A 12,589-nucleotide genomic window follows, 5' to 3' on the forward strand; every position below is an offset into this window, starting at 1 on the left:
GTGCGCCGAGGGGCCGTTGCGATCAGCTGCCGGCCGGGCCCCGTCCTCCAGAGCCTGGGAACAGGCTCTCAGTCCCGCGCCAGCCCCAACCGCGCCCGCAGCCCCGGCCCCCGCTCGTCCTCCGCCGCCGCGACCGCGGCCGCGCCCGCCGTCACCGTCTCGTAGACCGACAGGATGTCCGCCCCGACGGTCGACCAGTCGAAGCGGCGTACGTGGGCGCTCCCCCGCTCCCGCAGCTCGGCCCGGCGCTCCGGGTCCGCCAGCAGCCGCAGGGCCGCCTCGGCCAGTGCGTCGGAGTCCTCGTTGGCGAACAGCTCGCCCGCCGCGCCCTGGTCGAGGACCTGGGCGAAGGCGTCCAGGTCGGAGGCGAGGACCGGGGCGCCGGCGGACATGGCCTCGACGAGGATGATGCCGAAGCTCTCGCCGCCGGTGTTCGGCGCCACGTACAGGTCGACGCTGCGCAGGAAGCGGGCCTTGTCCTCGTCGCTGACCATGCCGAGGAACTGCACGCGTGAACGCAGTTCGGCGGGCAGCGACTCGACCGCCTCCTCCTCGTCCCCGCGCCCGGCGACCAGCAGCCGGGCCTGCGGCCGCTCGGCGAGGATCCTGGGCAGCGCCTTCATGAGCACCGGCAGGCCCTTGCGCGGCTCGTCGATGCGGCCGATGAAGCCGATGGTGTCGCCCTGCCACTCCGCCTTGGGCTTGGCCCGGGCGAAGAAGTCGACGTCGACGCCGTTCGGGATCACGACCGCGTCGCCGCCGAGGTGTTCGACCAGCGTGCGGCGGGCGTACTCGCTCACCGCGATCCGGGCGCTGATCTTCTCCAGCGCCGCCTGAAGGATCGAGTAGGCGGCGATCATCGCCCGCGAGCGCGGGTTGGAGGTGTGGAAGGTCGCCACGATCGGGCCCGATGCCGCCCAGCAGGTCAGCAGGCCCAGCGACGGCGAGGTCGGCTCATGGATGTGGACGACGTCGAACTCGCCGTCGTGCAGCCAGCGCCGGACGCGGGCGGCGCTCAGGAAGCCGAAGTTCAGCCGGGCCACCGAGCCGTTGTACGGCACCGGGACCGCGCGGCCGGCCGAGACGACGTACGGCGGCAGAGGCGTGTCGTCGTCGGCGGGAGCCAGGACCGAGACCTCGTGCCCCAGCCGGATGAAGTACTCGGCGAGGTCACGGATGTGGAACTGGACGCCGCCCGGCACGTCCCAGGAGTACGGGCAGACGATGCCGATCCTCACGACACGCCCTTCTCGGGAGCTGGGGGTTTGTGCGCCGGATCGAGGTCCTTGAGCCACAAGCGCTGCAGCATGTGCCAGTCCTCCGGATGGTCGGCGATCCCGGTGGCGAAGGCATCGGCCAGCGCCTGTGTCATGACAGACGTCTTTTCGGCCCGGCTACCTGTCTCGGGTACCTCGACCGGGGGGTGCACACGCCCCTGCATGACGGGCGAGTCGTCGTACCAGAGCGTGACCGGCAGAAGCAGTGCGCCGGTCTGCTGGGCCAGGAGAGCGGGGCCCGCGGGCATCCGGGTGGCCTCGCCGAAGAACTCCACCTCGACGCCCGAGGACGACAGGTCGCGCTCGGCGACCAGGCAGACCAGGCCGCCGTCGCGCAGCCGCCGGGCCAGCGTGCCGAAGGCGGTGCCGCCGCTGTGCGGCAGGACCTCCATGCCGAGGCCCTCGCGGTAGGCGACGAAGCGGTCGTAGAGGGTTTCGGGCTTGAGGCGCTCGGCGACCGTCGTGAACGGCGTCTCGAGTTTCGTGGTGACCCAGGCGCCCGCGAGGTCCCAGTTGGCCATGTGCGGGAGCGCCAGGATGACGCCCTGGTCGGAGGCGATCCCGTCGGTGAGGTAGTGCACGTCCTTGGGGTCGAAGCCGCCCTTTATGCGCTCGGCGCTCCACGCCGGGAGCCGGAAGGACTCCATCCAGTAGCGCAGATACGAGCGCATGCCCGCGCGCGAGAGCTCGGCCAGGCGCTCCGGGCTCGCGTCGGGCAGCACGCGCGCGTAGTTGCTCTCCAGGCGCTGCACGCCCTTGCCGCGCCGCTTCCAGGCCAGGTCGGCGATGGAGCGGCCGAGCCGTACGGCGGCCGGCTCCGGGAGCTTCTTGACAGTGCCCCAGCCGAGGCCGTACAGCGCGTCCGTCAGCTGATCGCGGAGGCTCACTTCGCCGCCTCGCTCCCCTGGGAGGCGCTCTCCGGCGCGTCCGCCGCAGCCTCCGCCTCCGCCGACTCGCGACGGACGGTGACCACCCGCTGGATCAGCGTCACCAGGCTGCCGACGGCGACGATCCACAGAGCGACCGGCAGCAGGTACTGGATGCCCGGCACACCGAACTTGTGCAGACCCGCGAACCCGGCCGCGACCAGCGAGATGACCAGGCGCTCGGCCCGCTCGACGAGACCGTTGACGGCGACCGGCAGGCCGATGGACTCGCCACGGGCCTTGGTGTACGACACCACCTGGCCACTGGCCAGGCAGAAGATGGACACGGCACACAAAACATTGTCGTCCCCGCCGCCCGCATACCAAAGGGCGAAGCCGCCGAAGATCGCGCCGTCGGCCACCCGGTCGAGCGTGGAGTCCAGGAAGGCGCCCCAGCGGCTGCTGCGGCCCAGCTGGCGGGCCATGTTGCCGTCGACGAGGTCGGAGAACACGAACAGCGTGATCACGACCGTGCCCCAGAAGAACTCGCCCCGGGGGTAGAAGACCAGCGCGCCCGCCATCACCCCGGCGGTGCCGAGGAGCGTGACCGTGTCGGGGCTGACGCCCCGGCGGATGAGAAACGCGGCGAACGGCGTGAGGACACGCGTGAAGAATGCACGCGCGTACTTGTTCAGCATGGCCTTCCCGACGGTCGGTGTGGCCGAGGCCCCTGCTGGCCTCCGGCTGGCCCATCGTAGCCACGCGCGCGCATGTGCGACTGCCGGGCACCCGGACGTCTGTGCGGAGATCCGGCGGATGGCCCGGGGCGACGGCGGGCTGCGCGATCGCGTCCGTCGTATGGACGCACCGTGACGGGAGTGGAAAGCTCGAAGGACCGCGGGCGTCATCGGAGCCGCCACCGCACGCGGCCCGGCATGCCCGCGCCCACAGTGACCTCACCGTGCACGGGAGGCAAGGCCATGGGCGACAAGGCAAACGCACACCCCGGAGCCGCCGGCAGGGCAACAGCGGCCGACCACCCCGCGTCCGTACGGAATGTGGTGCTGGTCGGCCACAGCGGATCGGGCAAGACGACATTGGTGGAAGCTCTCGCACTCACCGCGGGAGCAGTGAACCGGGCGGGCCGCGTGGAGGACGGCGGCACAGTCTCCGACTACGACGAGATCGAACACCGGCAGCAACGCTCGGTGCAGCTGTCCCTGGTACCGGTCGAATGGGACGGCATCAAGGTCAATCTTCTCGACACCCCCGGATACGCCGACTTCGTCGGGGAGCTGAGGGCCGGTCTGCGAGCGGCGGACGCGGCCCTTTTCGTCGTCTCGGCCTCCGACGGCGTGGACGGCTCGACCCGCATGGTGTGGGAGGAGTGCGCGGCCGTCGGCATGCCCCGGGCGATCGTCGTCACCCACCTGGAGGCCGCCCGGGCGGACTTCGAGGAGATGACACGGATCTGCGCGGAGGCCTTCGGCGGGGACGACCCCGACGCCGTGATCCCGCTGTACCTGCCGCTGCACGGCCCCCAGGGGCCCGACGGGCACGCGCCCGTGACCGGGCTGATCGGACTGCTGACCCAGAAGCTGTTCGACTACGCGTCCGGGGAGCGCAAGGAGTCCGAGCCGGGCGCGGACCAGCTGCCGGAGATCGACGAGGCCCGCAACCGGCTGATCGAGGGGATCATCTCGGAGAGCGAGGACGAGACCCTCATGGACCGCTACCTCGGCGGCGAGCAGATCGACGTCAAGACGCTCATCGAGGACCTGGAGCGGGCCGTCGCGCGCGGGGTCTTCTTCCCGGTCCTGGCCGCCGCCCCCGCGGCCGAGGGCGCCCGTCAGGGGCTCGGCACGGTCGAGTTGCTCGAGCTGGTCACCGGCGGTTTCCCCACCCCCCTGGAGCGCGAGGCACCCGGGGTCACCACGGTCGACGGCAAGTCGCGCGAGCTGAAGCTGTGCGACCCGGACGGGCCGCTGGTCGCCGAGGTCGTGAAGACGGCCTCCGACCCGTACGTCGGCCGGGTCTCGCTGGTGCGGGTCTTCTCCGGCACGCTGCGCCCCGACGAGACGGTCCATGTCTCCGGGCACGGGCTCGCGGACCGCGGGCACGAGGACCACGACGTCGACGAGCGGATCGGCGCCCTGTCGGCGCCCTTCGGCAAGCAGCAGCGGACGCTGACGCACTGCATCGCCGGCGACCTCGCGTGCGTGGCGAAGCTCAACCGCGCTGAGACCGGCGACACTCTCTCGGCCAAGGACGACCCGCTCCTCATGGAGCCGTGGCAGATGCCCGACCCGCTGCTGCCACTCGCCATCCAGGCGCACAGCAAGGCGGACGAGGACAAGCTCTCGCAGGGCCTTTCCCGGCTGGTCGCCGAGGATCCGACCATGCGGCTCGAACAGAACCAGGACACCCACCAGGTGGTGCTGTGGTGCCTGGGCGAGGCACACGCCGACGTCGCGTTGGAACGGCTGCGCAGCCGCTACGGCGTACAGGTCGACGTGATCCCGCACAAGGTCTCCCTCCGGGAGACGTTCGCGAACAAGGCGGGCGGGCGCGGGCGGCATGTGAAGCAGTCCGGCGGACACGGGCAGTACGCGATCTGCGAGATCGAGGTGGAGCCGCTGCCGGGCGGTTCGGGCATCGAGTTCGTCGACAAGGTCGTCGGCGGTGCGGTGCCGCGGCAGTTCATCCCGTCCGTCGAGAAGGGCGTAAGGTCCCAGGCGGCCAAGGGAGTTGCCGCGGGCTATCCGCTCATCGACGTCCGCGTGACCCTGCTGGACGGCAAGGCGCACTCCGTGGACTCCTCGGACGCGGCCTTCCAGACGGCCGGCGCGCTGGCGCTGCGGGAGGCGGCGGCCGACGTGAAGATCCACCTGCTGGAACCGGTGGCGGAGGTGACCATCCTGGTCGGCGACGACTACGTGGGCGCCGTGATGAGCGACCTGTCCGGACGGCGCGGCCGGGTGCTGGGCACGGAGCAGACCACCGGCAACCGGACGCTCGTACGGGCCGAGGTGCCCGAGATCGAGATCGGACGGTACGCCGTGGACCTGCGCTCCCTCTCGCACGGCACCGCCCGCTTCAACCGCTCCTACGCACGGCACGAGCCGATGCCGCCGCAGATCGCAGAAAGGATCCGTGAAGAAGCGCCCGACGCCTCGTAGTCGGCGACGGGCGCTTCCAAGTCGCTTCTGTGGAACGCTCCCCTCCAAGTCGGCGGCCGGCCGAAGCCTGAAAGAGGTGCCTTCGGCCGTCCGCCGACGAATGTCGGTGCCTGCGGATACGCTGATGCCCTGATCAAGTTGGCGCGGGATCACCGTGGCGACCTGATCAACAGGTGTGCGGAGCAAGGAAGTCGGGAAAGCCGCAGGAGCGAGGTCGGCGGCGATCGGGGGCGGGAATGACCGTTGAGAGCGGCTACGGGGACATCTTCGGCCCGCAGGTGCCGCGCACGGGCAACGAGGGCCAGACGGCGACGTTCGCGCTGGCCTCGGCGGCCTACCGGGACAATCCGGTCGCGGACATCAAGAAGGCCGACAACGAGTGGCATCAGACCACCGTGAAACCCGGCCTGAAGTGGGCAAAGATATTTCGGCCCAACCTGGGTGAGGCCTTCTCCCGTGCGGTGGCGGACCGCATGGTGGGTTCAGGCCGCAAGCCGCTCATCCAGTCCTTCGGCGCCGAGCCCCCGGTCGTCGTCGAGCACTGCCTGGCCGCGAACAACATCCGCAAGGACCGGGACAATCTGCTGAGCATCGTCATGGTGCTGTGCGGTCTGCTGTTCCTGCCCGGACTCCTCGTCTGGCTGCTGGTCTTCCAGATCCGTACGACGCTCGCCAAGCGTGACGACAAGCGGGCCGGCGCCCTGGCCACCACCCTGCTGGTGGGGGTGGGCGCCGTGGCCGTCATCTTTCTGATCCGCATGCCGTTCACGGGCTTCTGGGCCTGGTATGCGCGAGCCTCGGTGATCATGCCCGTCATCGGCTGGTTCTGGGCGAAGCAGATCTGCGAGCGCACGGCGAAGGATCTGCGGGGGCGCTGGGACAGCCTGCTGGCCGGCAGCAGCATCGGGGCCAAGGTGCCCGAGGCGGTGCCGACCAGCCCCGGCGAGACGAAGGCGGACCAGCTGCGCCAGTCCCTGGCCAAGCTGAGCGCCGAGCAGCAGTCCAACTCCGTGTTCTACGCCGGCCCGAAGGGCATCCTCGGCATGGGCACACGCTGGGGCAGCTGGCAGCTGGCGGAGGACCTGGTGGCGGCCGACCCCACCCGGGAGATCCACCCCTTCCGCAGCTGGGACGTCATCCGGTCGATCCACGACCAGCTGCGCATGCTGGAGCGCAACACGCTCAACACCGGCGGCTTCCCGACCCCCTCCGTACGGCACTGGATCGTCACACCGATCGGGGAGGGCGCGACGGCGGTGTCCCGGCCGGAGGGCACGGACGTGGACGCGTACCAGGTCAAGTCCCACGCGATACAGGACATCTGCAACAAGCAGCAGTTCGGCGCGGGCGACCGGCACTACCTGGGCGTGCAGTGGACGCTGTGGGACGGGCAGCTGGTCATCACCATGATGATCACGGTGACCGTGCTGCACGAGACGCTGCGCATCGAGGTCACCGGGCATGCGCTCGGCCCCGTGAACTCCCTGTTCACCAGCAAGCCCGAGGCTCCCACGAAGGAAGTCCAGAAGTCGTTCAAGCCGTGGGAGACCCGGAAGGTGAACCTGCCGCTGGTCGACAGCGACGAGGTGGTACGGCTGGCCGTCCGCGCCCCGATCTCCTGGTACCCGCCCCTGCTGAACTGGCTCGGCGGCACGATAGCCCTGCCCGAGCCCTTCGGCCTCCGGCACGCCTGGGCCGACCAGCCCTGGCGCCACCGCTTCATGGCGGACGACGCACTGCGGGCGGCCACACCGGTGCTGCGGGTTGTACATGCCGCGGCCATACGGGTGCTGGAGGAGAACGGCGTGGACACCGAGAAGTTCGGTACGAGGTCGGCGTTCCTGTCGACGGCTGTGCAGGACCCGATGCCGCGCAAGGCCGACGTGTACGACGCGTAGCGGTTACGAGGGCCAGGCCTCCGCCAGCATCTTCCTCGTGTCCGCCAGCAGCTGCGGCAGCACCCTGGTGTGGCCGACGACCGGCATGAAGTTCGTGTCGCCGCCCCAGCGCGGGACGATGTGCTGATGGAGGTGGGCCGCGATGCCCGCGCCGGCGACCGTGCCCTGGTTCATGCCGATGTTGAAGCCGTGGGCGCCGGAGGCAGTGCGCAGGGCCGTCATGGCCTGCTTGGTCAGGGCGGCGAGCTCGACGGTCTCGGCGTCCGTGAGGTCCGTGTAGTCGGCGACGTGGCGGTAGGGGACGACCATGAGGTGGCCGCCGTTGTACGGATACAGGTTGAGCACGGCGTAGACCTGCTCACCGCGCCGGACGATCAGTCCATCCTCGTCGGACTTGGCCGGGATGGAGCAGAAGGGGCAGCCGTCCTCGGCACCGGGGCCGGTCGGCTTGTTCTCGCCCTGGATGTAGGCCATCCGGTGGGGCGTCCACAGGCGCTGGAAGGCGTCCTGGACCCCCACACCCAACTGCTGCTCCGGCTCACTCGTCATGCAATGCAGCATATGGCGTCGCCCGTTCGCGGCGTGTCGGCGGGGTTGTGGGATCGGCCCGCCGGGCGAAGCTGGGGCCGTGGACGATGACAGTCGAGCGGTCCGCTGGCAGCAGCGCACCGAGCTTCCGCTTGCGTTGGCTTCGCTGGCCTTCCTCGCCTCGTACGCGGTGCGGGTCCTGGCTCCCGGCCTGCACGACGTATGGCAGGACCTGAGTCTCGCGGTGCTGCTGGCCGCCTGGGCGCTGTTCGCCATCGACTATGCGGTGTGCTGGCGGCTGAGCGGGCAGCGGCTGCGCTTCGTACGGACGCACAAGCAGGACACGCTGGTTCTGCTGCTCCCGCTGTTGCGCCCACTGCGGATCGTCAAGGTCTACGAGGCCATGCAGCGGCGGCACGGCAAACCCCGGCTCGCCCTGCACGCGCGCGTGATCGCGTACTCCGGGCTGGCGACGGTGCTGCTCGGTTTCGCCGGCGCCCTCGCCGTCTACCAGCAGGAGCGCGGGGCGCCGGGCGCGAGCATGAAGACGTTCGGCGACGCCCTGTGGTGGACCTGCGAGACCCTCACAACCGTCGGCTACGGAGACATCACGCCGGTGACAGGACCGGGGCGGTTGATCGCGGTCGGGATGATGGCCATCGGCCTCGCGCTGCTCGGCTCGGTGACCGGCACCTTCGCCTCCTGGCTGCTGCAGGTGTTCTCCCGGGAGGACGACGAAAGGCCCCCGGGAAGCTGACCTCCCGAGGGCCTCCGTACAAGGCGATGGATCAGACCTGCGTCCGCTCCTCGACGACCTTCGCGATCTTCGCGATGGCCTCGTCGAACGGGATGCCGTTCTCCTGCGAGCCGTCGCGGTAGCGGAAGGAGACGGAACCGGCCGACATGTCCTCGTCGCCCGCGATGACCATGAAGGGCACCTTCTGCTTCTGGGCGTTGCGGATCTTCTTCTGCATACGGTCGGAGGAGGAGTCGACCTCGACCCGCAGGCCCTGCTTCTTCGCGGCCGCGGCGAACTTCTCCAGGTACTCCACGTGCCCGTCGCCGATCGGGATGCCGACCGCCTGGACGGGGGCCAGCCAGGCCGGGAAAGCGCCCGCGTAGTGCTCCAGGAGCACCGCGAAGAACCGCTCGATCGAGCCGAACAGAGCACGGTGGATCATGACCGGGCGCTGCTTGGAGCCGTCCGGACCGGTGTACTCCAGGTCGAAGCGCTCCGGCAGGTTGAAGTCGAGCTGGATCGTCGACATCTGCCAGGTCCGGCCGATGGCGTCCTTGGTCTGGACGGAGATCTTCGGCCCGTAGAAGGCGGCGCCGCCCGGGTCGGGCACCAGGGGCAGACCCTGCTTCTCGGCGACCTGACGGAGGGTCTCGGTCGCCTCCTCCCAGACCTCGTCGGAGCCGACGAACTTCTCCGGGTCCTTGGTGGACAGCTCCAGGTAGAAGTCGGTCAGGCCGTAGTCGCGCAGCAGGCCGAGGACGAAGGTGAGCGTCTTGTCGAGCTCCTCCGACATCTGCTCACGGGTGCAGTAGATGTGCGCGTCGTCCTGCGTGAAGCCGCGGGCACGGGTCAGACCGTGCACGACGCCGGACTTCTCGTACCGGTACACGGTCCCGAACTCGAAGAGGCGCAGCGGCAGTTCACGGTAGGAGCGGCCGCGCGCATCGAAGATCAGGTTGTGCATCGGGCAGTTCATGGGCTTGAGGTAGTAGTCCACGCCCTCGTCGAGCTGCATGGGCGGGTACATGCCCTCGGCGTACCAGTCCAGGTGCCCGGACGTCTCGAAGAGCTTCCCCTTCGTCGCGTGCGGGGTGTAGACGAACTCGTAGCCCTCCTCCTCGTGGCGGCGGCGCGAGTAGTCCTCCATCACGCGGCGGACGATGCCGCCCTTGGGGTGGAAGACGGCGAGGCCGGAGCCGATCTGCTCCGGGATGGAGAACAGGTCGAGCTCGGAGCCGAGCTTGCGGTGGTCGCGCTTCTCGGCCTCGGCGAGGAAGTCGAGGTAGCCCTTGAGTTCGTCCTTGGACGGCCAGGCGGTGCCGTAGATGCGCTGGAGCATCGGGTTCTTCTCGCTGCCGCGCCAGTAGGCGGCCGCGTTGCGCATCAGCTTGAACGCCGGGATGTTCCGGGTGGAGGGCAGGTGGGGACCGCGGCAGAGGTCCTTCCAGCACAGGTCACCGGTCTTGGCGTCCAGGTTGTCGTAGATCGTCAGCTCGCCCGCGCCGACCTCGACGTCCGCGCCGTCGTCGGAGGAGGCGGAGCCCTTGAGGCCGATCAGCTCCAGCTTGTACGGCTCGTTCGACAGCTCCTCGCGGGCCGCCTCGTCGGTGACCACACGACGGCTGAAGCGCTGCCCGCGCTTCTGGATCTCCTGCATCTTCTTCTCGATGGCCTTGAGATCCTCGGGCGTGAACGGCTTCTCGACGTCGAAGTCGTAGTAGAAGCCGTCCTTGACCGGCGGGCCGATGCCCAGCTTGGCCTCGGGGAACAGCTCCTGCACGGCCTGCGCCATGACGTGCGCGGTGGAGTGGCGAAGGATGTTGAGACCGTCCTCGGAGGAGATCTCCACCGGCTCCACGACCTCGCCCTCGGCCGGCGAGTAGGCGAGGTCCTTGAGCTCGCCTCCCACGCGCGCGGCGACGATCGAGCGCTCGCCGGCGAAGAGCTCGGCGGCCGTAGTGCCCGTCGTCACCACGCGCTCTTCCCGCTCGGAATCGCGTTGGATGATCACACGGACGTCTGACACCGGTCTCTCCTGACTGAAGGTGGGGTGCGGCGCCATACCAGGAGCGCGCGCAATAGGGGATCGTACCGACCCCGACCCTCCGACCGCGAAACGGTTGCCCTTTGTGCAGGCAGGCCCGCGCTCAGTCGTCGTCCTCCCCGCTGCATGCCTCCTCGAAGAAGTCGAGGTTCTCCTGCAGCGACTTCATCAGCCGGTCCCGCTCGGCCTCCTCCACCTGCACCGGTGCGACCCCTGAGGCCCCGGTCAGCCGCCGGAAGCCGCCCCGGCTCTCCAGCCGCCCGTGCAGCCGCACCGGCAACCCTACGAGGTGGGCATGCCCGGCGATGCGGTAGTCCTCCTCGTCCAGCATGATCCGGACGTGCGGGACCTCGGCCCCCGCGATCACCCGCAGCCGTACGCTGCCCTCCCCGCGCGGCCCCGACCTGCGCATCCGCACCACCGTGCCGGTGATCCGGACGGGCACGGAGGGCTCCTCGCGCAGATAGCGGGCGCCGGCCTCGCGCAGCACGGTCAGGTCGCCCGGCGAGAACTCCACCGGCTCGACACCCGCCGCGCAGTCCTCGGGCACCCCGGCGGCGGGCGCCCACTCGACGGCGATCCTCGCGCCCTCGGTGCCGCGCACGAGGGCGATCAGCGCCTCGGTGAGCTCACGGCTCACGCCCGCCTCGACGGCGCCGTCGAAGGCGTCCATGCCGCCGGTGGCGCGCTGGTAGTCGATGGCCTCGCGGGTGGCGTACAGAGCCTGGTGGAGGCGTACGGCGAGCGGCCGCCCCGTACCGACGGGCACGAAGGCGGTCAGCCGGCCGCCGCCGGCCGCCGGTCCGACCAGGACGCTCTCCAGCAGCGCGGCGGCGGCGCGGCGGTGCCGGGCGCCGTAGAAGCCCGCACGCGCGCGCGTGGCGAGCGCCGCGGCGAGCAGCATCTGGCGGGCGGAGGCGCGCAGCTGCTCCTCGACCACCCAGGGCGCGGAGTCGGCGGGACCGCTCGGCACATCCCGCCACCAGCGGATCTCGTCGCTGGGCACGGCGAGGGAGACCAGCACCTCGCGTGCGGAGGGCGTGCCGCTGCGGATCAGGGCGACGAGCGCCTCGCCGAGCAGGTCGTCGCTGTCGGGGAAGGCGCGGCTCTCGGGCACGAGCAGGCTCGTCCCGCCGCCCGAGGGGCCGGGCGGGGTCCAGCGGCCGTACCGTCCGGCGGCGCCGCCGCGACGCTGCCAGCCGTGCCGGAGCAGCAGGGCGCTGAGCACGGCGGGGTCGACCTCGTCGGGCTCGGGGGGACGGTGCCAGGAGGCCTCGACCGGGTGCGGCCGCACCGGCCGCAGTGGCTCCTCCAGTGGGCGGTGCGTCATGGTCTGCCTCCCGACCCGACCCGCGTCATGATCTCGCACAGCGCGCGGTCGTCGAAGATGCGTGAGGTCGGTATCCGCACGGTGGTCCGGGTCCGTCCGGTGACCGGCTGGCCGGCCAGGTTGACCCAGTAGCAGCAGTGCCGCAGGTCAAGGCGGTCGTGGCTGGCGCGCAGCCAGTCGTCCTGGGATCTCGGGACGAGCATCACGACCAGGATCTTGTGCACCGAGACCGGGGTGCGCGCGAGCTTGCGCAGATGGTCGTTGTCGAGCGTGAAGGAGAAGAAACGCCCCGGTGGGTTCGGCGGGACCTGGTACGTGCATTTCAGCTGCACCTTGATGGTCACCTCGTCGTCGACGGTGTGCCCGGGTGAGCCGTGACTTACGTGCCAGTCGATGCCGTTGTCCGGAAATGGCTGCGACAACGAGCAGCCGGCCGCCGCGGCGACCGCATGCAGATAGCCCACCTGCAATGTCTCCATGCAGGCGGTGGTGGCGAGTGTGCCGCGAAGGGGGCCCGTACGTTCGGGCAGCAGCCCGCCCCGCTCGGGCTGCGCTATCGCCATGACCAACAGCCTTCCACGCCAAGTGATTCCCCGCTGCGAGCCTCTGAACTGCAAAGACCCGTACTCCTGTTGTGTCCTTCCGGCGTACGGCGCAAACAGCCCGGGTATCACCAAACAGGCAGAAGACGGGACGTCAGCTGCCCTGGGTGAACGAGGAGTTGTGTT

10 protein-coding genes are annotated in these 12,589 nt (G+C 70.2%); 3 read left to right on the forward strand and 7 right to left on the reverse strand.

Translation table 11 applies throughout. The features are described 5' to 3' along the window. Positions 1-68 precede the first annotated feature (68 nt). Genes P2Q00_RS21070 through pgsA form a run of 3 tightly spaced genes read right to left on the reverse strand, consistent with a single transcriptional unit; the run spans position 69 to position 2,841 of the window. On the reverse strand, positions 69-1,238 hold the full coding sequence (locus P2Q00_RS21070) for a glycosyltransferase family 4 protein (protein WP_275774173.1): 1,170 nt from the start codon (positions 1,236-1,238) through the stop codon (positions 69-71). Next, positions 1,235-2,164, reverse strand: coding sequence for a phosphatidylinositol mannoside acyltransferase (locus P2Q00_RS21075; protein WP_275774174.1), 930 nt, complete (start codon positions 2,162-2,164; stop codon positions 1,235-1,237). The genes P2Q00_RS21070 and P2Q00_RS21075 overlap by 4 nt, the downstream gene beginning before the upstream one ends. Beyond that, a complete protein-coding gene (gene pgsA / locus P2Q00_RS21080) occupies positions 2,161-2,841 on the reverse strand; it encodes a phosphatidylinositol phosphate synthase (protein ID WP_275774175.1) in 681 nt (226 codons plus the stop codon). Before pgsA ends, P2Q00_RS21075 begins: the two co-directional genes overlap by 4 nt. Before the next feature lie 282 nt (positions 2,842-3,123). Between pgsA and P2Q00_RS21085 the strand changes: the two genes are divergently transcribed. Next, entirely contained in the window at positions 3,124-5,322 is a 2,199-nt protein-coding gene (locus P2Q00_RS21085; RefSeq protein ID WP_275774176.1) for an elongation factor G-like protein EF-G2, read from the forward strand. Positions 5,323-5,558: 236 nt separating this feature from the next. Further along, the gene (locus P2Q00_RS21090) at positions 5,559-7,220 is read left to right on the forward strand and encodes an AbeC-like domain-containing protein (protein WP_275774177.1); all 1,662 of its coding nucleotides are present in this window, start codon (positions 5,559-5,561) and stop codon (positions 7,218-7,220) included. A 3-nt stretch (positions 7,221-7,223) separates the two neighbouring features. Here P2Q00_RS21090 and P2Q00_RS21095 read toward each other — a convergent pair whose 3' ends face one another. Continuing rightward, on the reverse strand, positions 7,224-7,781 hold the full coding sequence (locus tag P2Q00_RS21095; protein WP_275774178.1) for an HIT family protein: 558 nt from the start codon (positions 7,779-7,781) through the stop codon (positions 7,224-7,226). A 67-nt stretch (positions 7,782-7,848) separates the two neighbouring features. Between P2Q00_RS21095 and P2Q00_RS21100 the strand changes: the two genes are divergently transcribed. After that, positions 7,849-8,505: a potassium channel family protein gene (locus P2Q00_RS21100; RefSeq protein ID WP_275774179.1), complete on the forward strand. Its 657-nt coding sequence runs from the start codon at positions 7,849-7,851 to the stop codon at positions 8,503-8,505. A 31-nt stretch (positions 8,506-8,536) separates the two neighbouring features. Here P2Q00_RS21100 and thrS read toward each other — a convergent pair whose 3' ends face one another. The 3 genes from thrS to P2Q00_RS21115 form a co-directional block, all read right to left on the reverse strand. After that, positions 8,537-10,513, reverse strand: a complete 1,977-nt coding sequence (gene thrS / locus P2Q00_RS21105; RefSeq protein ID WP_275774180.1) for a threonine--tRNA ligase — start codon at positions 10,511-10,513, stop codon at positions 8,537-8,539. Positions 10,514-10,634: 121 nt separating this feature from the next. After that, positions 10,635-11,861, reverse strand: a complete 1,227-nt coding sequence (locus tag P2Q00_RS21110) for a hypothetical protein (protein ID WP_275774181.1) — start codon at positions 11,859-11,861, stop codon at positions 10,635-10,637. Continuing rightward, complete coding sequence (locus P2Q00_RS21115) at positions 11,858-12,424, reverse strand: DUF4365 domain-containing protein (protein WP_275774182.1); 567 nt, start codon at positions 12,422-12,424, stop codon at positions 11,858-11,860. The genes P2Q00_RS21110 and P2Q00_RS21115 overlap by 4 nt, the downstream gene beginning before the upstream one ends. Positions 12,425-12,589: the final 165 nt, after the last annotated feature.

This window comes from Streptomyces coacervatus, from assembly GCF_029223485.1.
In the GTDB taxonomy this organism is placed as follows: Bacteria; Actinomycetota; Actinomycetes; order Streptomycetales; family Streptomycetaceae; genus Streptomyces; species Streptomyces coacervatus.

Coding starts and splice junctions, on each gene's coding strand:
- pgsA (WP_275774175.1), bottom strand. CDS start 2,841: ATGCTGAACAAGTACGCGCGTGCATTCTTCACGCGTGTCCTCACGCCG.
- P2Q00_RS21085 (WP_275774176.1), top strand. CDS start 3,124: ATGGGCGACAAGGCAAACGCACACCCCGGAGCCGCCGGCAGGGCAACA.
- P2Q00_RS21090 (WP_275774177.1), top strand. CDS start 5,559: ATGACCGTTGAGAGCGGCTACGGGGACATCTTCGGCCCGCAGGTGCCG.
- P2Q00_RS21095 (WP_275774178.1), bottom strand. CDS start 7,781: ATGCTGCATTGCATGACGAGTGAGCCGGAGCAGCAGTTGGGTGTGGGG.
- P2Q00_RS21110 (WP_275774181.1), bottom strand. CDS start 11,861: ATGACGCACCGCCCACTGGAGGAGCCACTGCGGCCGGTGCGGCCGCAC.
- P2Q00_RS21115 (WP_275774182.1), bottom strand. CDS start 12,424: ATGGCGATAGCGCAGCCCGAGCGGGGCGGGCTGCTGCCCGAACGTACG.